The organism is Corynebacterium freiburgense (assembly GCF_030408815.1).
In the GTDB taxonomy this organism is placed as follows: domain Bacteria; phylum Actinomycetota; class Actinomycetes; order Mycobacteriales; family Mycobacteriaceae; genus Corynebacterium; species Corynebacterium freiburgense.
In genome coordinates, this window is record NZ_CP047355.1 from 691,096 (window position 1) to 713,940 (window position 22,845).

23 protein-coding genes and 1 tRNA gene are annotated in these 22,845 nt (G+C 48.1%); 20 read left to right on the top strand and 4 right to left on the bottom strand.

Annotated elements, in window-relative coordinates:
• Positions 1–20 precede the first annotated feature (20 nt).
• Both CFREI_RS03155 and CFREI_RS03160 read left to right on the top strand, forming a co-directional pair.
• Positions 21–97, top strand: a tRNA-Met gene (locus CFREI_RS03155).
• A gap of 66 nt (positions 98–163) precedes the next feature.
• Positions 164–535, top strand: coding sequence for a hypothetical protein (locus CFREI_RS03160; RefSeq protein ID WP_027011453.1), 372 nt, complete (start codon positions 164–166; stop codon positions 533–535).
• 810 nt (positions 536–1,345) lie between these two features.
• On the opposite strand, the gene CFREI_RS03165 is transcribed toward CFREI_RS03160, so the two are convergent.
• The 3 genes from CFREI_RS03165 to CFREI_RS03175 all read right to left on the bottom strand — a co-directional run bounded on the left by CFREI_RS03165 (position 1,346) and on the right by CFREI_RS03175 (position 6,677).
• Entirely contained in the window at positions 1,346–2,227 is an 882-nt protein-coding gene (locus CFREI_RS03165; RefSeq protein ID WP_169719115.1) for an MFS transporter, read from the bottom strand.
• A 49-nt stretch (positions 2,228–2,276) separates the two neighbouring features.
• On the bottom strand, positions 2,277–2,555 hold the full coding sequence (locus CFREI_RS03170) for a hypothetical protein (RefSeq protein WP_027011451.1): 279 nt from the start codon (positions 2,553–2,555) through the stop codon (positions 2,277–2,279).
• 3,822 nt (positions 2,556–6,377) lie between these two features.
• Positions 6,378–6,677 carry a hypothetical protein gene (locus CFREI_RS03175; RefSeq protein WP_027011446.1) on the bottom strand — a complete coding sequence of 100 codons (300 nt, stop codon included), beginning with the start codon at positions 6,675–6,677 and terminating at the stop codon, positions 6,378–6,380.
• Positions 6,678–7,262: 585 nt separating this feature from the next.
• On the opposite strand from CFREI_RS03175, the gene CFREI_RS03180 reads away from it, so the two are divergent.
• The 13 genes from CFREI_RS03180 to CFREI_RS03240 all read left to right on the top strand — a co-directional run bounded on the left by CFREI_RS03180 (position 7,263) and on the right by CFREI_RS03240 (position 14,349).
• Positions 7,263–8,123, top strand: a complete 861-nt coding sequence (locus CFREI_RS03180) for a glycosyltransferase family 2 protein (RefSeq protein ID WP_084170615.1) — start codon at positions 7,263–7,265, stop codon at positions 8,121–8,123.
• Positions 8,124–8,168: 45 nt separating this feature from the next.
• Positions 8,169–8,459 carry a lycopene cyclase domain-containing protein gene (locus CFREI_RS03185; RefSeq protein ID WP_240483170.1) on the top strand — a complete coding sequence of 97 codons (291 nt, stop codon included), beginning with the start codon at positions 8,169–8,171 and terminating at the stop codon, positions 8,457–8,459.
• Positions 8,456–8,743: a lycopene cyclase domain-containing protein gene (locus tag CFREI_RS03190; RefSeq protein WP_027011443.1), complete on the top strand. Its 288-nt coding sequence runs from the start codon at positions 8,456–8,458 to the stop codon at positions 8,741–8,743. The genes CFREI_RS03185 and CFREI_RS03190 overlap by 4 nt, the downstream gene beginning before the upstream one ends.
• Positions 8,740–9,603, top strand: a complete 864-nt coding sequence (locus CFREI_RS03195; RefSeq protein WP_027011442.1) for a prenyltransferase — start codon at positions 8,740–8,742, stop codon at positions 9,601–9,603. The genes CFREI_RS03190 and CFREI_RS03195 overlap by 4 nt, the downstream gene beginning before the upstream one ends.
• 137 nt (positions 9,604–9,740) lie before the next feature.
• Positions 9,741–10,241, top strand: a complete 501-nt coding sequence (locus CFREI_RS03200) for an Asp23/Gls24 family envelope stress response protein (protein WP_027011441.1) — start codon at positions 9,741–9,743, stop codon at positions 10,239–10,241.
• 70 nt (positions 10,242–10,311) lie between these two features.
• Entirely contained in the window at positions 10,312–10,488 is a 177-nt protein-coding gene (locus CFREI_RS03205) for a hypothetical protein (RefSeq protein WP_027011440.1), read from the top strand.
• Between the two features lie 3 nt (positions 10,489–10,491).
• A complete protein-coding gene (locus tag CFREI_RS03210; RefSeq protein ID WP_051255730.1) occupies positions 10,492–10,884 on the top strand; it encodes an Asp23/Gls24 family envelope stress response protein in 393 nt (130 codons plus the stop codon).
• Complete coding sequence (locus CFREI_RS03215) at positions 10,881–11,426, top strand: DUF6286 domain-containing protein (protein WP_035111131.1); 546 nt, start codon at positions 10,881–10,883, stop codon at positions 11,424–11,426. Before CFREI_RS03210 ends, CFREI_RS03215 begins: the two co-directional genes overlap by 4 nt.
• A gap of 27 nt (positions 11,427–11,453) precedes the next feature.
• Positions 11,454–12,089, top strand: a complete 636-nt coding sequence (locus tag CFREI_RS03220; protein ID WP_051255729.1) for a hypothetical protein — start codon at positions 11,454–11,456, stop codon at positions 12,087–12,089.
• Between the two features lie 7 nt (positions 12,090–12,096).
• Positions 12,097–12,684 carry an RNA polymerase sigma factor gene (locus CFREI_RS03225; RefSeq protein ID WP_027011438.1) on the top strand — a complete coding sequence of 196 codons (588 nt, stop codon included), beginning with the start codon at positions 12,097–12,099 and terminating at the stop codon, positions 12,682–12,684.
• Positions 12,685–12,689: 5 nt separating this feature from the next.
• On the top strand, positions 12,690–13,193 hold the full coding sequence (locus tag CFREI_RS03230) for a hypothetical protein (protein WP_035111151.1): 504 nt from the start codon (positions 12,690–12,692) through the stop codon (positions 13,191–13,193).
• Positions 13,183–13,503 carry a hypothetical protein gene (locus tag CFREI_RS03235; protein WP_051255728.1) on the top strand — a complete coding sequence of 107 codons (321 nt, stop codon included), beginning with the start codon at positions 13,183–13,185 and terminating at the stop codon, positions 13,501–13,503. The genes CFREI_RS03230 and CFREI_RS03235 overlap by 11 nt, the downstream gene beginning before the upstream one ends.
• Positions 13,504–13,701: 198 nt before the next feature.
• Complete coding sequence (locus CFREI_RS03240) at positions 13,702–14,349, top strand: membrane protein (protein WP_027011436.1); 648 nt, start codon at positions 13,702–13,704, stop codon at positions 14,347–14,349.
• Positions 14,350–14,422: 73 nt separating this feature from the next.
• Here CFREI_RS03240 and CFREI_RS03245 read toward each other — a convergent pair whose 3' ends face one another.
• A complete protein-coding gene (locus CFREI_RS03245) occupies positions 14,423–14,974 on the bottom strand; it encodes a DM13 domain-containing protein (protein ID WP_205618435.1) in 552 nt (183 codons plus the stop codon).
• 217 nt (positions 14,975–15,191) lie between these two features.
• Between CFREI_RS03245 and CFREI_RS03250 the strand changes: the two genes are divergently transcribed.
• From CFREI_RS03250 to CFREI_RS03270, 5 genes are all read left to right on the top strand, one after another.
• Complete coding sequence (locus tag CFREI_RS03250) at positions 15,192–16,688, top strand: methylmalonyl-CoA carboxytransferase subunit 5S (RefSeq protein WP_027011434.1); 1,497 nt, start codon at positions 15,192–15,194, stop codon at positions 16,686–16,688.
• Between the two features lie 17 nt (positions 16,689–16,705).
• Positions 16,706–18,262 carry an acyl-CoA carboxylase subunit beta gene (locus CFREI_RS03255; protein ID WP_027011433.1) on the top strand — a complete coding sequence of 519 codons (1,557 nt, stop codon included), beginning with the start codon at positions 16,706–16,708 and terminating at the stop codon, positions 18,260–18,262.
• 3 nt (positions 18,263–18,265) lie between these two features.
• On the top strand, positions 18,266–18,517 hold the full coding sequence (locus tag CFREI_RS03260) for a hypothetical protein (RefSeq protein WP_027011432.1): 252 nt from the start codon (positions 18,266–18,268) through the stop codon (positions 18,515–18,517).
• A 9-nt stretch (positions 18,518–18,526) separates the two neighbouring features.
• Positions 18,527–18,883 (top strand): biotin/lipoyl-containing protein, encoded by a 357-nt coding sequence (locus tag CFREI_RS03265; protein WP_027011431.1) that lies wholly within the window; start codon positions 18,527–18,529, stop codon positions 18,881–18,883.
• A gap of 473 nt (positions 18,884–19,356) precedes the next feature.
• Positions 19,357–22,839 (top strand): hypothetical protein, encoded by a 3,483-nt coding sequence (locus tag CFREI_RS03270; protein ID WP_027011430.1) that lies wholly within the window; start codon positions 19,357–19,359, stop codon positions 22,837–22,839.
• Positions 22,840–22,845: the final 6 nt, after the last annotated feature.

Sequence of the window (22,845 nt, forward strand, 5' to 3'; positions counted from 1 at the left end):
AACGGTGAATAATCACCCAACGCGGGGTGGAGCAGCTCGGTAGCTCGCTGGGCTCATAACCCAGAGGTCGTAGGTTCGAATCCTGCCCCCGCTACCACGTAAAACCCTCGTGCTAGAGAAACCTAGCACGAGGGTTTTCTCCATTGGAAGGGTAACGAAGGCTATGGAGTTGAAATCACTGGTAACAATGTTGATTCTCCCCAAAGATGAAGCCTGGATTCTAAAAGAGCTCAGTGCCCATTTTGGAAGCGATATACAGCCTCAATTTCATGATGGAGATGCGGAACCTTACCTCTTTGAGCAGTGGGCGCTTGAACACCCAGACACTCCAGTAGGTGAGCGTAGAATCAGAACACTCAGTGCACGTGTAAATGACAGCGATGTAAAGCGAGTTGCTGAAGTGGTGATCGATATTATCTCCCCTCACGCTCGCGAAGAAGACCGCAAAATCCGAAATGGTGAACAAGTTACAATGACACCAGACCGCATACCTTGGTCCGCATACACTGCCTTGTGGGAAGATGAGGTTCGCTGAGTGGGGGACACCTGCACGTCGGTTGGCGTTCGGTATAAAGCGAGATAGTTTCTGGGTACAGGTGTTTCGGGGTGCTTCTTTTAAGTATTACTAGGCGGGGGAGTGATACAAAATAGGAATGTTTTTTAAAAACATGCCCTTTTTGTACCAGGGGTGGCGGCAAAACCCAAGGTCAAAAATCTTCGGTTGATACAAAATAGACAGGTTTTTTAAAAACATGCCCTTTTTGTACCAGTTGTGCAGCAGCTAAACTAGGCGATTTCTGGATTTTGTGGGTAGCGGCATGCAATAGCCGTATTCCAACGCCTTACAGGGAAAAATTAAAATGCGCGCAATGTTATAAGGCCGCGAGGTTATGTAAACTCAGATTACCTCTGCCAGGTGTCAGCGTCCTTCCCAGACTTTGCCCAGACCTTCCCTAAGCATTTCACGGCTATCTGCTTGGTGTGCGTTCCTTGGTGGCAGTGCAAAGGGGGACAAGTAAAAGCAAAAGGTCGCACCCCGGTTAATTTGGCAATATCTTTTAATATAAGCCCCTCGGTGCTTGCGGCTCAGTTTCAATAAAACCGCGGAGGGGTGATATTAACCAGTCGCTTTTTAGCCCCAAGTATTTGGCCCATTGAATTTCCGTTCGTTCATTGTGCCGCGGGCACTTACTGCACTTTCGCGCCGCATTCGCAAAGGATATTAAAAGAAAAAGCTCGAGTAAATACTTCTTTGGCACTATGTAGCTTGCGAGGGGGCGGACTATTTCATAGCTTATCGACGTCCCGTTCCCACATGTTGGCCGGTATGTTTAGTAAATCAGTGCTAGTGATTTGCTTTAAGATCGTGTGAGCGGACAAACAATAACCAAGTTGTACTTGCAGCAACGAGGATGACTGATGCGATATGCCAAGCGAGGGACAAATCACCGGTGGCAACGATACTACCTGCGATAATTGACGCCCCAGCTTTGGATAAGCCAGCGAATGCATTGCGTAGGAGGGTGAAGCTCGCGACTTGGTCCGCTGGTGGCGCTTGGTTGGTCAAAACTTGCATGGTCAGTACGTGGGCAGTTCCAAAGAGAGAGGCGAAAAAGATTAAGGTGATTGCCGTGTAGGGGGAGGTGATAAAAGCCAGCCCGAAAGAGCTGATTGCGGCAAGAGGGAGCGCGGTGTTGAGCGTGATCGGCAGGGGAAGGCGGTCAGTTCCCAGAATGGCTCCAGCGAAGATACCAGCGGCCGATGTGGCGAGGGTTAAAACGGACACCAAGGAAGCACTATTTGCATTCGCGGTTGATTGGAGGGAATCTGCAAGAGGGACAATGAGCGTGTTGAGATAAGGGAGAAAAGCACTGCTTGGCACGGAGAACACGAGTACGAGGGTCATTAATCGAGTGAGATGCTTGGGACTTCCTTGGTGAGGGTTTGGTTTCGGTGATGTTGTTGTGGGCTTCAGATCATTTGAAGACCGGGATAACGAAAGTTTTGCAAAGACAAGCGAAAGTATGTAGAGGGCGGCAGAGAAAGTAAAACACCAGGTTATGCCCAATGAGTCGGTGACTAAGCCGGTAGTGCCAGCGCCAGCAAGGCCGCCGAAAATGCCAAGCGATGTGGCTCTCTGGAGGATCTTGGAGCCGTCGGAACTTGGAAAATGTATGCGAATGATACGTCCTGCGTAGCCTTTATTAAATGCTTTGACAATACTCAAAGATGATTGGGAAATAACAAAGATGGTCAGGTAGATCGGGTGTGAAGGGCTAAGTATTTAAGACAATGGCACCCGCAACCAAAAGAGAATTCGAAGTTGCGAGGCGTCGTTCAGCGCCCGGGGCGTCGGCAAGCGAACGGAACAACAAACTTACAATGACCCCGGGAAGATATGCGGTGGCGCCAATCACCCCAACCCACACCGGACTTTGTGTCGCCGCGAATACTGCGAGAACAATGCACAAGCTTTGCATTGTTTCCGCGAAATTTGAGGTGAGGTAGAACGCCTGGAATACTGTGGCTCCGTGAGGTGATTTACGGATGCGCATTAGCGTTGTATCCCAATCCTCACAGAAAACTCCTTTTGCGAACTAGTGTTCAATTCAATGGGGGGTCTATCAAAGGAGGGTGGATGCGGAACCTCACTCATTAACTTACTAACTTGTGTAGCTGCGCATCGTGTCTGTGATATCAGGGATTGTTGGCGAGTCTGCAACTCTATGCGGTATTGGAAAACGCCAAACTTGTTCAGACCTGAAAATCTGCAATGGACTTATTTCTTCCAAAGGCAAACTTTAACAGCTGCAGTGCGTCATATTAATATGTAGATTGTATGTGCTAATATCAGGAGTTTAGCATCTAGAAAATGTTTGCTATATCCTTTAATCCAGAGCTTTTAATGGTGTTCTGAGAAAAATGGGATTGACCACATAAATAACGTTGGTAATGAAATCAATGAGAAGATAGTTGCTGCCTATAGGTCATAGGATTTTGGCCTGATTGCAAAGAATACATTGAAAAACTACGCTAAAAAATGTTACTTAGTCAAGTAACTTCCATGTCCGCAATTTCCCAAATAATTCTTGCAGCGATATAGCTTAGGAATGTCAAAAACCAGCCGATTTTGCGTGCTGTAAAAACATGGGGAACCTCATTCTTACATTTAAAATCGCGGTTGTAAATCAGTAGAATAAGGGCGCTAAAGGAGGGACTATGAAGAAAATCAAGAGTGGAGAATAGAAGGTTAGTATACCGGCGATAATCAGATCGTGGCTTTTTGATTTCACACTTAGCGTTAAAATAGTGGCGGAGATTGCTACTACACAAAAGATCAAAAACCACAGTGCTGTGTAGTTTTCGCCTGGAAGCCAGAGTGGATGCAAAGCCCATGCACTGGCAGGAACCAAAGAGAAGAGCGTGAGCCCCCAGCCTATTGGTCGAGCGTGGTGGATAAAAATTGCCTTGTTGTTTTGAATCATTAGTATCACTTTGCGGAGAAATACGGGGCAGCCCATCCAACAACAACAAGTAATGAAGTGGATGAGAATAATGCGGCGGCCCAAAGGTCGTAGCACTTAAATTTTATGGCAAGAAATACGATTGCTAGAAAGCATATTAGAATTCCAACTATATTCACGTAATGGAGCCATGTGGGGCCATTTAGGTTTGACCAGTATAAAAAGGCCAAGATGTAACTTGGTATCGTTAAGCACCAACCAATTTTTCGTGGTGTAATAAACACATGAATCACTCCTTCGTATTATTATGAGTTTTATACTATATTAGTTCATATGCCCCCGAGATTTGGTTTTAGTACAGAGCGAGCGCCGATTCAAGGCAGCTTACGACGCTCACTTTTTATTTCCAGGGATATTCGCTGTGTCGCATGCACATACTCGTTACTTGTGTTTGTGTGCTTTAACAAATGGTAATCCTCCGTAGAATACTGGCCAGGGGAATTAATGATTTTGCGGGGCAGGAGTTCTTATATGCTGATTTTTTGCGATTGAATAACCTTCGAACATTTCCAAGTACCATTTTTGAGTTTGAATAACTATTCAACTTCTGATCATATTGAAATATATTTCAATTAAAAAAGTAAGCGTTAGATTAGAATTGTCACGTGATGTGGATTCAGGCTCACGTGACTCACTGTCTTAATGCGTCTGATCTGGTTCACGGTAGTTGTAAAGGGGATTTCTTTTCTATGATTCATCGCCAACAAGCTGGAGCGTGATCGTTGCGTTGACTTTATTAGAGTTTGTTGAAGCTGGTTGTCTTCTCGCAATGAATTTCGGAGTTTTTGGCCATTGATCATAGTATCAAGAAAACTGCTAATGTGATTCCGGATATTTCTGCTGTTATGTAGATTAGGAAGGTGAGGGACGTAACGACTTTATGGGCAGTTGAAAAAAGGGGGTAAAATCTTGCCTATTTCTAGTCAGTAGTAAGGTTCTATCTTGCAATTAGTGTTATTCACAGACGCAATAATTCTGCATGTTGTAACGTCTCTAGGTAACTATTTATGACCGATAGTAGCTTTAAATAATTTTTATAAAAAGATTAAAATCGAAGAATGTGAAGCTATACGGATTTATGCAACTATTTAGTTGTATAATATGAACCTTACAACAGACAAATTTTGAGGTTGACTATCGAGAATTCTTACGCTTACGTTGGTGGAAATCGCCTAATCATTAAGTTTTATTTTTTTGGGCACATTGTCCCCAAAAATCTGTAATGAACTTTTGTGACGGTTAAATTAATTGAAATAGTTGGGCAGCACTATCATTATTAGTGGGGCATTAAAGGCTATAAGTCCTGCAAGAATTAGGTCGTGGCATTTGCTCTTGTTTGCTAGCAGGATGATGCAGAATGTAATGATTACAACACATAATATCATTAACCACATTAATGTATAGACTGAGCGTGCTGGGCCAAAAAACTCAAAGCGCCAGGCTGCGGCTGGGAGAAATGCAATTGCCGTAAGTCCCCAACCTATTGGCCTGGCGTAACGTATAAGTGTTTTCGAATGTGTTAATTGCATTGTGTAGTTCACCACTTTCAATTATGTTCGGAAAAAAAGGGCACTGCCCACATAAATAAGGTTGGTAACGAAATTAGTGATATCACGGCGGCGGCCCACAAATCATGGTATTTAGACTTTATTGCGAAGAAAATATTAAAAACTACGCTGATAATAATCACGCCTAAAAATATATCTCCTAGCCATAAAATTTGCATGTCGGTGATCTCCCAAATAATTCCCGCAGCGATATAACTTAGGAACGTCAAGGACCATCCGACTTTACGTGCTGTTACAGACTTGTGCAATAGTCTCACCTGATTTTTATTGGCCAATGGGAAGTGCTTTTAGATTAATTTTGTTGTCCGTCAGTATGCTAATTTTATCAATGTATTGTGCTGATCGAAATTATTATTTGTTAAATGGTAGTAATTGTGGGTAATTTGTGGCTTAGTTGCAACCTTTAAGGTTGCCGCGCCCGCAGCTGGCCCTACGCAGCGTATGACGGCCGTTTTCATTGGAGGGGGCTGCAGCGGGTGCTTTGGCTTTGCCTGGTCTTACTTATTGGTTCCGCTTGGTATACTTCCGGATGGCTACAATATTAGTAGCAGTCGTGATAGCGAGGGGTTCCAAATATCGCCGCCTCGAGATATGTTCGAGCACGACGATCTTTCTCCGACGGATATTCGCCACGAAGGCTTCGCAATTTATTCACGAATTCTTCATCGCAGGTACATATATCTTTACCCAGATTTATACCCTGTAGTGAGAAGTTTTTTGATCTTCATGAATTTTCTCCTTAAAAAGGACGATTTCTTTAGGTGAAGATGGCTTAGATTGGAGGTAATATAACTCCGCTATCCAGGTAAGCAGTAGTTTTGTTTCGTGTCTAGTGTTGCTGTGGAATCAATCTTCAGGGGTGTTTATTGCTTTATTTTTAGCAATATGTAGGGCGGATGTGTTTCATAGTCGGGTGGAATGGTGTTTCCTGTATGGCTATATCGCACACTATTTCGAACTTTTTATTTTTTCGAAGATACTTTCACTGAAATATAAAGTGATTCAGAGTGTCAGGTTTATAATGCTGCAGAAAGTGTTAATAATCTGAATCGCCTTTTTGTGCTGCGGGAAAGGTGGACTCTGGGTGGTTGGTGGATAAACAATTGCGGCTGCCATCGGGCACTGAAGTAAAGTTTGAACTCAAAGTCAACCGATTATTATATGTCGAACATATCGCCGCAATTGTGTAGCTTGACAGAGGGTCCCATTTTGGCGCAAAAGGGTGTTGGTATTTCCTGGGTGTATTAGCGGACGCCACGCGCTAGGGGGTAGCGGACGCCACGCGCTAGGGGAGCAGCGGCCTGATAATGTCACCGCCGAATCCGAGAATTATTGTGGAGTAAAACGCAAGTATCCCGGCAAACACTAGGTCGTGGCATTTGGATACCACGCTTAGCCGTAAAATAGCGGCGGTGATAATGATTATCCCGTAAATCAAGGCCCACATGATGGTGGTGGTTTCTCGGGATGCGGGCCCAAATAGTTGGTTGAGCCAAGCAAATGCCAAAAGGTATGCCAGGGCGGTGAGTCCCCAACCAAGTGTTCGGGCGTAGCGGATAATAAACGAGGGGTTAGCTATAGGCATTCTGATCAACTCACTGAGAAAAACGGTGCGTGCCACCAGAAAATGGTGAATAGTGATGTAAGTGAAAATAGTGCTCCGGCCCAAAGGTCATAATATTTAAACTTGATCGCAAATATTATATTGACCACTACGGATAGCAGAATTATCGCCACATAGACAGCATGGGTCCATTCGTAGCCTTCAGTGTTCCACCAGAAAAATCCTGGCAAAATATAGCTTAATGCAGTTAAACCCCAGCCGATTTTACGTGGCGTCAATAACAGAGCCGTGGATGACATAAAAGCGCTCCTTTCTGCAATTGCAATGCCTGCGCAAAAGTCTTTAGTTTTTAGGGGTAAAACGCTCAAGGTGTATATGGGCTGTAGTAAAGATCAGCGCTCATGCATTACCTCGTTAAACGCCAATGGTTCTCTTCCGGTAGAAAATATAATTATAGCAAGCTGCGGTTGTCACGCTTAGATGTAATTTTGCCGGGAGGCCGAAATATGTAGGCTGCGGCAGCTTTCCGCGGCGTCGATAAGCGCGGGTGCGTTTTCTGTTAGCGTGGTGTTAGCAGCCTGCAGGACGGACCGCCCGAGGGTAACTATGAACAATAAGACGGATCTTTCCTTAGATACATTAGAGGGGCGTCGGTGTTCGAAATGGGATGCGGCTGGTCAGCCGTCGTTGCACTCGATTAGCGTTGTTATTCCTTGTTTTAATGATGCAGCTTTACTTCGGCGCTGCCTTAAATCATTGGCGGCGCAGCACACACCTCCGGACGAAGTCACTGTTGTGGATAATGCTTCTACTGATAACACCGTAGAGGTTGCCATAGCTGCAGGTGCGCGCGTAGTCAGCGAGGAGCGCCGCGGCATTACTTGGGCGACCCGAGCTGGTTTCGATGCGGCTTCTTGCGAGATTCTTGCTCGCATTGATGCGGATGTGGTTGCCCCTTCTGATTATATTTCTAAGCTTCGTGCCGCCTGGGCTGCTGCGGATCTTTCTGCTGGGCGCCGTGTTATTGGCGTTACTGGGGTCGCACGGTTTGAGGTGCCTGGGTGGTTGGGGGATATAGCTAGCTCTATATATTTGGGCGCTTATCGGCGCAGCGTTGGCTTAGCGTTAGGGCATTACCCACTGTTTGGGACCAATTATTCGGTGCGTGCTTCATGGTGGCAGGAGATTCGAGATGAGGTTGATTCTTCGGATACTGAATCGCATGAAGATATGCAGATTTCCTTCGAGGTGAGGTCTGATGAAACGGTATGGTTTCAACCCGATCTGACTCTTGATATGGATCCTCGGGCACTGTATGGAACCAGGCAAATGCTCCGGCGTTTTCGTAGAGGAATGCATACTATTCTGCGTGCTTGGCGCAGGCACCCTCCACATAGGCGATTGGCGGCACGTGGTTTGCTCGGTTACGCCAACGCATTTCCTATCCGTGTGTTTCGCTGGAGGTAAGCACATGGCCTTTATATATCTAAGTATTTTGCTGGTGGCTCTGGGGTGCATGGTGCTTTGCGACTTGCGCTGGGGACTCACTTTTTCCAAGACTTCCGCCGCGCTTGTTGTATCAGTCTGATTATGGTCGGCGCATTTCTGGTGTGGGATGCTTTGGGAATTGCCACGGGATCCTTCTATCGTGGGAATTCGCCTTATATGACTGGCATTGAATTGGCGCCAGAGTTGCCTCTGGAGGAGCCGATCTTCCTGTTTTTCCTTACCTATCTGACCATGAACTTTACGTCTAGCGCACGTTTGCTTTTCGACGCCCCCGTCAGGCAGGTGAGCACATGACGTACCTGCTTATCAGTACCCCTTTCCTTTGTATAGCTCTAGCGATTGCCTGGTGGCGACGCCACACAAGCCCTCGACAGTGGATGGTTACAGGTGTAGTTATGGCTGTCCTATTGGTGCTTACCGCTATCTTTGACAACCTTATGATTCTGGCGGAGCTTGTTGGTTACGGTGAGGAGCAACACCTGGGTCTTCAATTGGGGTTAGTGCCGGTAGAAGACTTCTTTTATGTCATTTTCGCCGCTCTAGTTATCCCCGCATTATGGCTAGGCGGAAAGCGATGAGTATCTTTCGTAGTATTCTTGCCGCTTCACGTCCTATTAGTTGGGTGAACACTGCCTTTTCTTTTGGCGTGGCTTATTTGTTTGTTGGCAACCGGATCGACTGGTTGTTTTGGGTTGGCGTGGTATTTTTCCTAATCCCGTACAACATTGCCATGTATGGCATCAATGATGTCTTCGACTATGAGTCTGATATTCGTAATCCCCGCAAAGGTGGTGTTGAAGGGGCAGTACTACCAAAGTCAATGCATGCGCCCCTGTTATGGGCTTCCGTGCTAACGACGCTGCCTTTTATTGCCGTAATGAGTATTACGGGCACTGCACAGTCGGTGTTTTGGCTGTTCATATCTATTGCTGCCGTGGTGGCGTACTCTGCTCCAAAGCTACGTTTTAAGGAGCGCCCCGTCCTTGATTCCGTAACGTCTTCCGCTCACTTTGTCACACCGGCTATCATTGGTGCCACAATTCGGGAAGGGGAATTGCCGGTACCTGGTTATTTTTGGGTGGCCGTCGTCGCATTTTTCCTTTGGGGCATGGCCAGCCATGCCCTGGGAGCGGTACAGGATGTAAAGGCTGATCGTGAGGGTGGTCTTTCGTCGATCGTCACAGCCTTTGGAGCCCGCACTATAACGCGATTGTCCGCTGTAGCGTATCTTCTTACTGCGCTACTACTATTTTTCTTGCCTTCACCTGGTTGGATTGTTGGGGTTGCGGGGCTTGGGTATGTGGCTAATGCGCTGCGCTTCTGGAATATTACTGATTGCACATGCGAAGAAGTCAATCGTGCCTGGCGGGTATTTCTCTGGCTGAATTACCTGGTCGGAGCGGTGGTAACAATGAGTCTTCTTTATGTTTTTCTCTAAAGACGGAGTAAACAAAATACTTATGTGATTCAAATCACTAAAATTTCACGTGAGGGTTTGTGCGTTGATCACGTCTTACCTTTGTCCGCTTTCAAACGCGTCAGCGAATGTTGATGCTTCGAGCAAAGGAAAAGATTATGAGTGACAATGTGATCCCACAGACCGGTGTACAACGGGACCGTGAAGCTGACAAGCAGGATGCACGTCAAGGCGACCATGCCAAGAAACTGCAGGGGCCGCTGCAAACCGAGCGTGGAGTGACCACACTTTCAGACACGGTCGTTGCAAAGGTTGCCGGAATTGCTACCCGGGAAGTGCCTGGAGTGTATGACATGGGCAATGCGGCGCGTCGTGCGTTTTCCGCAGTAAGTGAGCGAATCCCAAACGCGCAAACGAATGTTGCTGGCGGCATTAGCGTGGAAAAAGGTGAAGTTCAAACCGCGATTGACTGCACGATTGTTATCGAGTACGGGTATTCAATCGTCGAGGTTGGGAATGCAATTCGTCGCAATGTTATTGAGCAGGTTGAGTCTGCAACCGGACTTGAGGTCATTGAAGTCAATATCGATGTGGTTGATGTTCATGTTCCACAAGACGATGATGATGCTCAGCAAAAGCGCGATACCGAGCTCCAATAACTGAAGCCCTGTAAAACAATTGTGCCTTTTATAAAGGCACAACGTAGGCATTTTTCTTAAAGGAGTTCTTATGAAAACTTCGCAGTTTGCATTACTTATTGGTCTGCTTCTTGGTGCCGTATTTGCGTTTGGAACCTTTGGCCAATTTTTACTGGTTGGTTTGTTTGCGCTTATAGGATTCGCCATTGGGCTTATTGCAGAAGGACGCATTGAAATTCGCGGGGCCAATAACTTGTGGAAGGGGTAAGCAATGACCTCTACAAGTGAACTGACTGTTGGGAAACGCCACTTAGAAACTCGCGGGCATACCAATGTCCGGGAGAAAGTGATTTCTAAAATTGCCCAGCAGGCCGCATTTGAAGTACCAGGGATAGGTTCCGGATCTGGTGGTTTCCTTGGTATTGGATCGCACCGAGATTTTGAAACGTCACCTGATGTAGACGTGGAAATTTACGGAAATACAGTCGTTGTTCGAATGAACATTGGCATTGGGTTTCCAATGAATTTGGTTTCGATCCTGGATCGTGTTCGCACGCATGTGGAATCGCGAGTATTGGAACTCACCGGCTTTCAAGTCGGGCACATGGATGTAAAGGTGTCGTGGTTACACGGTGCAGTAGCAGAACGGCGGGAGTTATTATGAGCAGCCCCGATACATTGATACTACGTCCACCACGAACTATTCCAGCCATTGTCCTAGCGCTATTCGCTCTTGTTATTGGTGGCTTAGGCGCATGGATTTTTGGTGGGAAGTTGATAAACCACTTTTGGCCATCACAGGTCGCAGAAACAATGCAATGGCTTGCAAGTATTCGACTCAATGATATTGGGATTGCCGCTATTGCTGTAGCACTTGCACTGCTCGGTTTGTGCTTGCTGCTGTGTGCTCTGATTCCGGGTGATCCAGCAAACCGCGAAGTATGCACTGATGATTTGCCAGGAAAAACCGCGATGTCTCGTAGGGATTTTGCCCGTCAGGTCCAGCGCCGGGTTGAGTTAGTCGATGGCGTAAGTAAGGTCCGTGTCGCTTTCAGGGGCCGTAAACTGAGGGTTTCTATTGCTACGCCGATTGATGCTATTGACTCGGTCAAGCAACGTGCTATTGCAGTGGTCAATGACACAATTGAACGCTTCCGCCCAGTACGCCCGGTTCGTCCACAGATTCGCGTTCAACAAGTTCGCTAATGACTACGAAATAGAGAGGAACTCTCAATGCGTACAATTTCTCGGGGCCGTAATCGCTTTGCCTTGGCTATTGGCGGTTTACTCTTATTGATCGCTGGTGCATGGATCGCCACTGCCTCAACATCATTGAATGAAACATGGCCGCAAGGAGAGCAATTTCTTCCAGATGGGCATCAAACATTTTCTGAGTTTGCAGCGATGAATCAACCTTGGATTCTGCCGGTGGCATTCGCTGTCTCGGTGTTTTGCCTAGTGTTTGGTGTAGTGGTGCTTTGGGGTCAGATACCTAAATCTCCCGCGACGAGCAATATACAGATCACCGATGATCAAGATCAATTGCTTGCATCAATTGAGCCAAAAGTATTTGAACGAGCATTACAAGAGATTGTTGATAATTATCCGGGGGTTTTAGATTCATCGGTATACTTTGGCGGTAGCGCTCGTGCTCCTTGGTTACAAGCCGAAATTACCGTTGCGGAAGATTCCCAGGTTGATTGGGTTGTTCGCCATACTCGTGCTGGTCTTGCCAATGCTATTCAAGCATCGCTCGGTGTGCTGCCGCAGCGACTTGACCTTCAGGTGAAATTGGGTTCTGGCAGTGGATCAACGTCTAAGCGGCTCAAGGTTGGGTCGCAGGTAGCAGCGCGATCAGAACCCCGCTAGGAATTATATGGCCTTACATACAGAAAAACAGCGTCAGCTAGTCGTGCGATCGCAGGATGGCGATGATGTTGCCTTTTGCGAATTAATCAATATCCACCAGGCTCGATTATTTCGAATCGCCTATATGATTATCCATGATCGAATGGATGCAGAAGATGTAGTTCAAGAGTCGCTGATGACGGCATGGAGGCGCATACATCTGCTCGAAGACCCAAATGCTTTTTCTGTTTGGGTTTCGCAAATAACTTCACGAGCGGCCATTGATGTTGTGCGGAAACGTGCTCGAAGGGCAACGGAGAGCGCGGAGGTGCAGTCTCTTGAAGTATCAGCACAGAACAACACTCAGCCGCAACACACCACAAGTCATGTCAGTGATCCGGCTCGGACCGCCGTTGTAAATGCGCAATTGGAAGCGCTTGCAGAAATACTTCAGACTATTGAACCTCGGAATCGGGCGTGCTGGGTACTGTATGAAATCGACGGCCAAAACTACCGTGAAATCGCCTCGATCGTTGGAGCTTCCGAAACAACCGTCAGAGGGCGGATTGCGCGTGCGCGTTCTGCGATCATTGACCGCATGAAGGATTGGAGGTGACGGGAATGGCCGATGTAGAAAAAGTATTCGACGAAGATACTTCTCAAGAGTACCTTGACCTGCTACGAAAAGTGAACGATGAGTGGACTGAACTCGAGCGAAATGGTGATGAATCGGTCCAGTTATCGTCGCGGGTAATCACGGCGATTCAAGAGGCCGTGCGTTCGGAAGTAAAATACGGGCGCCAAGTGCAAATGCCCCCAACAGCGTTCGGGCCGTATTCCATCTCTGAATTGACATTACGAAATTTAGTTCGTGTAAGTGTGGATTCTATTGAAGGGGCGCTAGCGCTCCATAGTGACATTATTACTAATGAGGAAAACCAAGCGTTCTTTGAACGTGGCTTACCAGAACGCTTAGTTTGCTATATTTCGGTCCGAGTTACCTGCCCGGATTATCAAGCAGTTGCACAAAATGTGCGAAATGCTATTGCAACAGCGTGTGCAGAGCAGCTTGGGTTATATGAGTTAGAGATCGATATTCATATTGAGGATCTACATGACGAATAAACCTATACAACTCAGGGCCACCGACATTGTGGATTTGGTTGAAGCAGTCCCGGGTGTCCGTGGTATCCAAGCCAGTGTGGGAACAGCGCTGCGGACACTTGATGCCAGGTTGAGGCAGGGAAATACATCTAATGCGCGCTTCGGCGTGCTTATTCAAGAAGATGAGCACAAAATCACAGTTGAGGTTTCACTGGAAAAAGGAACGAGCATTCGAGGGACCGTTGAGGACGTTCAACGTGCAATTTCCGGGCATTTTTCCAAGGAAGTTCAGGCACCAATTGTGAGCGTGAGAGTCATTTCAGTCCATTAAATTTACTTAAGAGCTGCATCCAGGCGCTGTATGTAAACGTAGTATCTCAAGTTGTGCTGCGTGTAACGGAATACTGTGTGCGGACGCTGTTTACTTAGGGTTCGAAATCTCGAGTTCCGAATATAGACGGCAGCACATGTATTTCGTGGCCTCGTTTGGATGAATCGATTCGGGCCGCAGTAAAGAAAGGTCGAATTAATGCTCTCAGTGCTCACATTCGCACTCATTGATTCCGTGAATGCACTGCTAATTGGCGTAATTGTGGGCATTGGGGTGGTGCTACCAAAGAAGTATGGTCGTACGGCTTCGCTATTAGTCGCTGGGGACTGGTTAGGCGTATTCGCAGTTTCCGTATTGTGCTTGGTGTTTTTCGACGCCATCGGGGATACGGTTCAATCACTCGTGTATTCACCAATATTTGGATGGTTATTAATTATTACCGGTGTCTTTGTATTGGTAATGGCGTTTCGCGGTGGGGAATCGAATGGATTGGTGGAAAAAATACTGGTGCCGTTGCGGACACCATCGATAAAAACCGTGCTTATGGGTGTAATTCTAGGGGCAGTGCAATCACTGACTTCAGCACCATTCTACGGAGGGCTTTTATTATTATCAGCGGGTGGGTTTACCGTATTTACTCGCTATATCACATTGTTTCTCTATGCAACCTTAGCGTTAAGTCTTCCGGCACTATGTGCGATTGCGGTTGGGTATATACGCCGTCATCCGGAGGGATTTTTGGGCAGGGGATTTGTATGGGCGCGGGAAAACCAAGAGACAGTAACCAAAACTACAGGCGTTATTGTGGCGTTTGTTTTGGTGGTTCTTGGGTATGCCCATCTGTAGTGGAAAACACAGACAATCAAAAAACCCTGCCTTGAACCGGGCATGTCCGGAAGGCAGGGCGTCGAAAAGCAACTTAGAGAGCTTTGAGAGCGGCAGCGCCGAAGGAGACGGAGAAATCTTCGCACCATAAGTCCACAGTTGGCCAGTCTGCGGGGTTAAAGTCCGCAGGGAGGTCATAGACCTGGGTACCTCGGTTACCTTTAATAGGTGCAACATCAAGGTGGGGGTGTTCGCCAGCGGTGGTCCATCCAGCGGTGCCCTCAATTACGGGGCCTTGAGAGAGCCAGACCCTTACATCGGGTCCATTTGAAGTGTCCAGGTTTTCGAGCGCAAGTTGGTAGTTGCCCTCGGGCAGTTGGTAAATACGAGCGGTACCTGTAGTGGTGTGCTCATGGGAAATAAATTCCCCTTCAGCAACGATCGTTGGTCCGCTTGGAGCGCTACCGTTTTCTTTTGAATCGCCTGGTGAAGAGGAGTTCGCCTGGGCGCTGACGCTGGGAACGGTGTCATTGACTTCGGTATTAACAAACAACAGCCATGGCTTAAATACGGCCAACCCGATTCCAACAACAACGACTACAGAAGCGACAAGAGCTCCGATGATAATGCGCCTTTTTGAGGTCATCTCAAGCCTTTCTTAGTGCGATCTTTTTCACTAAATTCGGGGAACAGTTGCGTTTCTTGGGTCTGCTCTCTGTAACGCAAAATAGCTCGCAAATAGTCCTGAAAAGGGGAAATTTTTTTGGTCGGGCATAAAACGGGCTTTTCATGGGGTGAATCGGGCATGGTTGTGTTGGTTTCTTGAAATGCATTGTGTTCTTGTTTGCAATAGATTTGAGGGTATGAGTCCACGAAAAATTGGCGTAACAGAAGTCGCCTTGCGCGATGCGCACCAAAGCCTGATGGCCACTCGTATGGCCCTTGAAGACATGGTCGGTATCTGTGAGGAAATCGATCAAGCAGGCTATTGGAGCGTTGAGTGCTGGGGTGGCGCTACTTTCGATTCCTGTATTCGATTCCTCAATGAAGACCCATGGGAACGGTTACGGACGTTCCGCAAACTCATGCCGAATAGTCGCCTGCAAATGCTACTTCGCGGGCAAAACCTCCTTGGCTACCGCCACTACGAGGATATGGTGGTTGATAAATTCGTAGAAAAATCCGCCGAAAACGGCATGGATGTATTCCGTGTTTTTGACGCCCTCAATGATGACCGCAACCTTGAACACGCCATGCAGGCCGTGAAAAAGGTTGGTAAGCATGCACAAGGTACCATTTGTTATACGGTTTCCCCATTGCATACGGTTGAGGGCTATATCCAACAAGCAGGTCGCCTGCTTGATATGGGTGCAGATTCCATTGCTTTGAAAGACATGGCCGCCCTATTAAAGCCACAACCCGCCTACGATATTGTTCGCGGCATTAAAGAAACCTACGGTGAAGATACCCAAATCAATGTGCACTGCCACTCCACTACAGGTGTCACACTGGTTACCCTTATGAAGGCTATTGAAGCTGGCGCCGATGTGGTTGATTCGGCTATTTCTTCCATGTCCCTTGGGCCTGGGCATAACCCAACCGAATCTCTTGTGGAAATGCTTGAAGGCACTGGGTATGAAACCGGCCTTGATATGGATTTGCTCATTAAAATCCGCGATCATTTCAAAGCCATTCGCCCGAAGTATGCTGAGTTTGAATCAAAAACTTTAGTGGATACGGATATTTTCCTTTCCCAAATCCCCGGCGGCATGCTTTCCAATATGGAGTCGCAGCTGCGTGCACAAGGCGCAGGTGACCGTATCGATGATGTGATGCGGGAAGTACCAGTTGTACGTAAAGATGCAGGTTATCCGCCACTTGTAACGCCATCTTCCCAAATTGTAGGTACCCAAGCCGTATTTAATGTGCTTATGGGCCGCTACAAGGTGATGACCGCTGAATTCGCCGACCTTATGCTTGGCTATTATGGCGAATGTATTGGTGAGCGCAACCCGGAGCTTATTCAACAAGCCGAAGCACAAACCAAGAAGGAATCTATTACTGTTCGCCCGGCTGATTTACTGGCACCAGAATGGGATAAACTCCGCGAAGAAGCCGCTAGTTTGGAAGGCTTTGATGGCTCCGATGAAGATGTGCTTACTGTTGCACTCTTCCCAGGTGTTGCCCCCGGCTTTTTAAAGACCCGCCCCGAAGGGCCAAAAAATGTGGGCAAGACTGCCGAGCAGCTGGAAAAGGAGAAAGCTGCAGCTTCGGGTGCTGCAAATGCAGTCCGCGAACCTATTAATTACAAGGTCACTGTGGGTGGCCGCACGCAGACCGTTAAGGTCGAACCGGCCTAAGGAGACTGAGAACACTTATGGCACACGAAGCCAGCATGCAAGAACGCCTTGAGGCGCTCCAAGAAGCACGCACCACTGTTGAACTCGGCGGTGGCGAGGCAAAACTCGAAAAGCAACATGAGCGCGGGAAACTCACTGCTCGTGAGCGCATTGCCGCTCTGGTGGATGAAGGCACATTCCAAGAAACAGGCATGTTTGCTAAACATCGCACCACTCACTTTGGCATGGATAAGGCTGAAGCACCCGCTGATGGTGTGGTCACCGGCTCTGGTGCTGTTTTTGGACGCCCCGTCCATATTGCTTCCCAAGACTTTACGGTTATGGGTGGTTCCGCAGGTGAAACCCAATCCAATAAAGTTGCCGCAATGATGGAAGCCTCCGCTACCACCGGTACCCCCTTTGTATTTATTAACGACTCCGGTGGAGCTCGTGTCCAAGAGGGTATTGACTCCCTCTCCGGATATGGCAAAGTTTTCTACCAAAACGTACTTTTGTCCGGTTTGGTGCCCCAAATTTCCATTATTGCCGGCCCTTGTGCAGGTGGCGCCGCATATTCACCTGCGCTTACTGACTTTATTATCCAAACCCGTCAGGCCCAGATGTTTATTACTGGTCCGGGCGTAATTAAGTCTGTAACCGGTGAGGAAGTAACCTCCGAAGCCCTCGGTGGTGCCGATGCCCATATGACCAAAGCCGGCAATATTCACTTCGTGGCAGAAGATGATGAGCAGGCAATACTTATTGCCCAAAAACTCCTTAGCTTCTTGCCGCAAAACAATACGGAAGAACCACCAATCGTTGCCCCGGACGAGTATGTGGAGCCGGACCCAGCCATGCGGGATATCGTTCCTGTGGAAGGCAAAAAAGGCTACGATGTCCGCGAGGTTATTCAGCGCCTGGTAGATCACGGTGACTTCCTGGAAGTGCAAGCCGGCTACGCCCGCAACCTGGTCGTTGGCTTTGGCCGCCTCATTGGCCGCACCGTTGGCATTATTGCCAACCAGCCAAATGTAATGTCCGGTGTTCTGGATATTAACTCCTCGGATAAAGGCAGCCAGTTTATCCGTTTCTGCAATGCCTTTAATATCCCACTGATCACCTTGGTGGATGTTCCAGGCTTTATGCCTGGTGTGGCGCAAGAACATGGCGGTATTATTCGCCATGGTGCGAAAATGCTTTACGCATATTCCTCCGCCTCCGTTCCAAAGATTACGGTAGTACTACGGAAATCTTATGGTGGCGCATATCTTGCAATGTGCTCCAAGGATCTTGGCGCTGACCGCGTTTTCGCCTGGCCAACCGCCGAAATTGCGGTGATGGGTGCCGATGGCGCTGTCAATGTGGTGTTCCGCCGTGAAATCGAAGCTGCCGAAGATAAAGAAGCAAAACGAGAAGAGTTGATCCAGCTCTATAAGGACACCTTCTCTACACCATTTATGGCAGCTTCTCGCGGGCTCGTTGACGATATTATCGACCCAGCAGCTACCCGCCACGAAGTAGCGATGGCACTTGAGGTCCTGACCAATAAGCGCGTTACCCGCCCAGCGAAGAAGCATGGCCTAGGACCGGTGTAAACAATGGAAAACCCTGAACTCCTCAAACTGGTTCAACAACTGCAACTTCGGCTCGACCACGTTGAAGCCGAACTCGCGGAACTGAAAAAGCGTTCAGAACAAGAAATCCCTGAAGACGTCCTTCTGGCTATCTCCGCGGCAGTGTCTGCATACCTTGGCAATAAAGGCCGCGTAAAAGCAGTACACTTTAGCCGCCATCGCACTTGGGCAGCCCAAGGTCGTCAAGCAGTTCAATCCCGCTCCCGTCACCTGTAAGGAGAAGTCATGAAGCTCAAAGTGACAGTTAACGGCATCGCCTACAGCGTTGATGTCGAGGTCGAAGAAGAGCAGCGCCAACTCGGCAGTATCGTTTTCGGTGGAAGCCAATACGATTCCGAACCAGCAACCGCCAGTGTCCAAGGTGTATCCGCCAATGCTGTGGTGGCACCACTGGCTGGATCTGTTTTTAAGATCCTTGTGGAAGAAGGCCAAGAAATTGAAGCAGGCCAAGTACTGCTCATCCTTGAAGCCATGAAGATGGAAACCGAAATCACTGCGCCTTCCGCCGGAACCGTCCAAGCAATCCATGTGGATGTAGGCGACGCCGTCCAAGGCGGCCAAGCCCTCGTGGAAATCAACTAGGGTAATTAAGTTCCGGAAAATCAGCCAACGCCTCCGCGATGCGAAAGCATACAACGCGGTAAGGCGCTGGCTGATTTTCTTGTTTATTGGTGGGGTGGGCATGCCGGTAGATAGTGCACAATCGCTGACCTGGGGCTTGTCGCCGAATACACCATCTTGTGCCCAATTGGTGTATTTAGCGACAAAACTATGGCTTCTGAGGGGCTTCGGTGACGCTTTTTACACCATCTTGTGTCCAATTGGTGTATTTTGCGACAGTGCCTCATGTTTCTCACTAGCCTCAGGGGTCAATAACTCAAATAAACCGTAATATTGAGTCTAAATTCATTGCTAGTCCAGCGCCCTGCCATCTTGTAAATAGTTTTCCTTAATAATTAGTTCTATTTTATTGTGGCAATCCGATTTGTCCCCCAGTTGTGCACTTCTGTTTGCTTAACTAGAAGCATTGATACTTTTGCTGCTGGGAGGCTTTGGTGGAGGATTTTTTGCGTCGGATTGAGTTGCAGTATCCATTGGCTACTTCAGCGTGCGAGCCTAGGGTATTGGCTCGTCGGATCGTTGCTTTATTAGCGAGGGTAGCCGATGACCTGCAGGATTATCATCCTCAATTGATTGCGGCAATCGAGGAAGCGCGTGATGGGTTCGATGGTTTGATAATTCCGCGCCAGGTCCCTTTCGGCACTATGTCTCTCGAACTAATAAACGCTTTATGCGCTACTGCGGTGGATTGGGACGTTACTGAATTCGAACAGGGGCGGGCAGATTTTACATATAGTTTGTATCGCTGGTGTAAAAGTTTTCCGGAGAATTATTCCCGCAGCAATTTAAAACATTTGCGCGAACATTCGAAATTGGGTTCGTGGTTGCATTCGACTATTTCGGTATTAGATTTGCAACGTAATGTTGATACGCTGTTGGCATTCGATGGCACTCGCGAATTATTGGCGGAATATTTACGCTCCACTGCGCATGATCGGGAGCGGTATAAGGGGAGTGTTCCTGGTCTGGCAAGCCTTTATCAGAATAGGATTGCTAATCTCGCGGCGCCGGAATTATGGGAGTTTGCGCCAGAGGCAATGGAACGCATTTTGCGTTTCGACGCCCCACTGGAGTTAGCGGCAGCCCTTCGGTTCGGTCTGGCGGCGGAATTGGGCTGGCAAGGTTTAGAACGTTGTATTGAACGTTTGTCAGATTCTGAAGGTGATATTCCACAGCTGTGTGAATCATGGCCCGCGCTTGCTGTGATCTCACACAATGAGGCCGAATTCGTGTCCGGTGACGCTGTACTTCATCATGTGGATTATTCCTTTGCATTTTGGGATATAGCATCGTTGCGGATGGTAGGTGATGATGTAGCCGTATGTATGAGCTATGACTCAGTCTTCCTTGCTGGCTTGCTGGATGGTGGTGAGCTGGAGGAAGTCTCAGGCGGATTCCACAATGCGGAAAGATATTCGTTTCCTTTTGGAGATTCTCGGCTGACCGGTGTGGGCATATTGCGCTCGGGAGAACAACGGGAGCCAGCGGTGTGGCATGCTGGCGGGCAGGTTTTGGTCAATGGGGACATTGCATACATTCCTCTCGAGGGGAACGGTTTTGCGGTGTGGGCTATACGGGAAGGATTCCGCGCGGAAAACCTGGGGCGCAGCGCCACACTCCAAGAGGTTCTCGAATGCCTTGGCGTCTATTCGTGGGTTAAAAACGCTGTTGGAGAGGCATTTAATTGGCCAAATGTTCGGTTTAGGCCGAATCACTCCACAGTAATTCCCATTGCGTTTGAAACGGCGCCGAGCCCTATGGGGCGGGTTGGTGATCGACACATTAATATCGTATTCAAAACGGATAGCGGCACTACTATTGTTTCTCCATTTGGCGTATTTCATAGTGCATATGATGTGTGCGCCGTGCTCGCTCGTCCAGGTGGTGGTTTTTGGCTTACCAATGGTTCAGAGCTTTTCGACGCCGCTGCTGACGTACCGTTGATGAAAAGCTTTAACGCGCATGGCGAAGCAATGTATATGTCTTCGAACCTGCCACTAGCTGGTTGGCATCATATGCGCCCAAGAAACGAAGGTGCTAGCGAGAAACTGCGCCATTGTACGGCCGAGCAGGCAGCTCGTCTGCTGAGCGCATTAGTTCCAGAGCCAGGTCGCAAAGTGGGTAGCGTAATGCAACCAGGAAAGCAATGGTGGCGTTATGGGGATAACACGGTTGAATTCACTACGAGTATGAATACCAATTCGGATTCCCAGGTGCTTCGTGTGATCAATGAACAGTTTGGTGCGATGCCACAAGAGCTGGCGATTGCAATCGTACATACGGCTGCGGATATTGCGGCCTTGGCGCAGCGATTTGAAAGTTTAAGGGGAGGCACCGGGAATGCCGCCGATTTCGTGGAAGTATGTTCGTTTCCGGAATTGCGAGATATTTCCAATGACCTTATTGGCTACCTTTATGGTGCGGATACTGGCCAATTCAGTGGAGACCAGGTCAGGATCGCTCTTGAGACACTTGCACGGGTATTACACCATCCGAGTGAGATTGATGACTCCCTATTTTTTGCGCCAATTTTCTATTTTATTGGGCGAGAGCGATTGCTTTTAAGTTTGCTTAGTGCACCCCTGTTACGTCGGGAAATTGTGTTCGAACTTGCTGGGTTTTTACGGGCTGTCACAAATGCTGGTGTGTTGAGTGGTGGATTAGCTCACGTTGTTGTGCCATTGCATGATTTACAGGCGCCAAGTGTGATTGGGGATTGTATTGTGTTGGAATCTCAACATTTGAGTGCCCAGGTGTTGGCCCCTTCAGTGGCTGTGGAAGCGCAAGAAGTTTTGGAAGAATTTGGGTTGCCTCGGGCGGAGTTCTTGGCGGGATTGGAAGCATTGGAAGAGCGCAAGGAACCCGACTTTGAAAAACTCGAAAAAGAAATTGAAATGTTGAGTGCTGGGACATGTTGGACTCCGGCGGCAGCCCGTTGGCTTTTAGGTGGCAAGCCGCTCAATGGCGAATTGCGAAATATTGCAATTGCCCAGCTAGGGGAGCGACCGTTTATTGATTACGCGGAGATTTTAGTTGAACTTATCGACTCTGAAAATCCAGACCAGTCAATACAATACGGAAGGCGAATCGAATTCTGTATCAATGCTTGGCGGAGTAAGTTTGGCGAGCCGCAACTCCATTTGAGTGATTATGAGTATGCGGAACTTTTGCGGTTTTTTAGTGCGAAAACCTGTGCGCAATTATGGAAGCAGATTGAAGTAGACGAAATAAGCGCCCAATTCATCGGGGCATTGCTGCTTCTTTTATCGTGGCGTAGAACTGATGATCCTGAACGTGCGTTTATAGCCAGGCAATTGCGAGAGGTACAGCGCCATATCCACAAACAAAACTACGAATTCCCGGAAGATTTCAATCTAGGTTTTGATGAAGTAATTGCGGATAATTCATTACTGGACTTAGATGCCCTCACTTTAGAAATGTTACGAAAGGGTGTTCTAAATCTTGCATTGCTTGAGGCATCTCGTCCGTATGGTAGCCCGAGCGGGCACCCTTATGATCCGCTGGTTTCTGCCCCTACTGTGGTGGAAGCTGTAGCTCATGATCTGCAGGTTGGGATTGATGCCGCACGCTATTACCTGCAGTTGCTGGCGCTTACTGATCCAAATGATGAGAATATTTGCTATTGGAATGGTTGGCAGCCCGGTTACCTGGCAGTATTAGCACGTGAGCTAGATGCATATTTGGCCCCATTGGCGCGCCCAGATGCTCGGCGTAAATGGGGTATCCCCGGACCGTGGCTTGAAAGCCATGATCACTATGTGGGTATGGAACAGCACAAGGCGAAACTATATTCGCTATTGGCTGGCCAGGATGTGCAGCCGATTATCCCAGGGTGCCCGCCTCCGATGCCAATGGGACAACTATTTCTATTGGCGTGGGAACGGGCTAAGCGATAGTACCTT

Coding starts and splice junctions, on each gene's coding strand:
- CFREI_RS03215 (WP_035111131.1), top strand. CDS start 10,881: ATGAGCAGCCCCGATACATTGATACTACGTCCACCACGAACTATTCCA.
- CFREI_RS03160 (WP_027011453.1), top strand. CDS start 164: ATGGAGTTGAAATCACTGGTAACAATGTTGATTCTCCCCAAAGATGAA.
- CFREI_RS03205 (WP_027011440.1), top strand. CDS start 10,312: ATGAAAACTTCGCAGTTTGCATTACTTATTGGTCTGCTTCTTGGTGCC.
- CFREI_RS03225 (WP_027011438.1), top strand. CDS start 12,097: ATGGCCTTACATACAGAAAAACAGCGTCAGCTAGTCGTGCGATCGCAG.
- CFREI_RS03230 (WP_035111151.1), top strand. CDS start 12,690: ATGGCCGATGTAGAAAAAGTATTCGACGAAGATACTTCTCAAGAGTAC.
- CFREI_RS03190 (WP_027011443.1), top strand. CDS start 8,456: ATGACGTACCTGCTTATCAGTACCCCTTTCCTTTGTATAGCTCTAGCG.
- CFREI_RS03180 (WP_084170615.1), top strand. CDS start 7,263: ATGAACAATAAGACGGATCTTTCCTTAGATACATTAGAGGGGCGTCGG.
- CFREI_RS03250 (WP_027011434.1), top strand. CDS start 15,192: ATGAGTCCACGAAAAATTGGCGTAACAGAAGTCGCCTTGCGCGATGCG.
- CFREI_RS03220 (WP_051255729.1), top strand. CDS start 11,454: ATGCGTACAATTTCTCGGGGCCGTAATCGCTTTGCCTTGGCTATTGGC.
- CFREI_RS03195 (WP_027011442.1), top strand. CDS start 8,740: ATGAGTATCTTTCGTAGTATTCTTGCCGCTTCACGTCCTATTAGTTGG.
- CFREI_RS03240 (WP_027011436.1), top strand. CDS start 13,702: ATGCTCTCAGTGCTCACATTCGCACTCATTGATTCCGTGAATGCACTG.
- CFREI_RS03260 (WP_027011432.1), top strand. CDS start 18,266: ATGGAAAACCCTGAACTCCTCAAACTGGTTCAACAACTGCAACTTCGG.
- CFREI_RS03245 (WP_205618435.1), bottom strand. CDS start 14,974: ATGACCTCAAAAAGGCGCATTATCATCGGAGCTCTTGTCGCTTCTGTA.
- CFREI_RS03255 (WP_027011433.1), top strand. CDS start 16,706: ATGGCACACGAAGCCAGCATGCAAGAACGCCTTGAGGCGCTCCAAGAA.
- CFREI_RS03210 (WP_051255730.1), top strand. CDS start 10,492: ATGACCTCTACAAGTGAACTGACTGTTGGGAAACGCCACTTAGAAACT.
- CFREI_RS03235 (WP_051255728.1), top strand. CDS start 13,183: ATGACGAATAAACCTATACAACTCAGGGCCACCGACATTGTGGATTTG.
- CFREI_RS03170 (WP_027011451.1), bottom strand. CDS start 2,555: ATGCGCATCCGTAAATCACCTCACGGAGCCACAGTATTCCAGGCGTTC.
- CFREI_RS03175 (WP_027011446.1), bottom strand. CDS start 6,677: ATGCCTATAGCTAACCCCTCGTTTATTATCCGCTACGCCCGAACACTT.
- CFREI_RS03200 (WP_027011441.1), top strand. CDS start 9,741: ATGAGTGACAATGTGATCCCACAGACCGGTGTACAACGGGACCGTGAA.
- CFREI_RS03265 (WP_027011431.1), top strand. CDS start 18,527: ATGAAGCTCAAAGTGACAGTTAACGGCATCGCCTACAGCGTTGATGTC.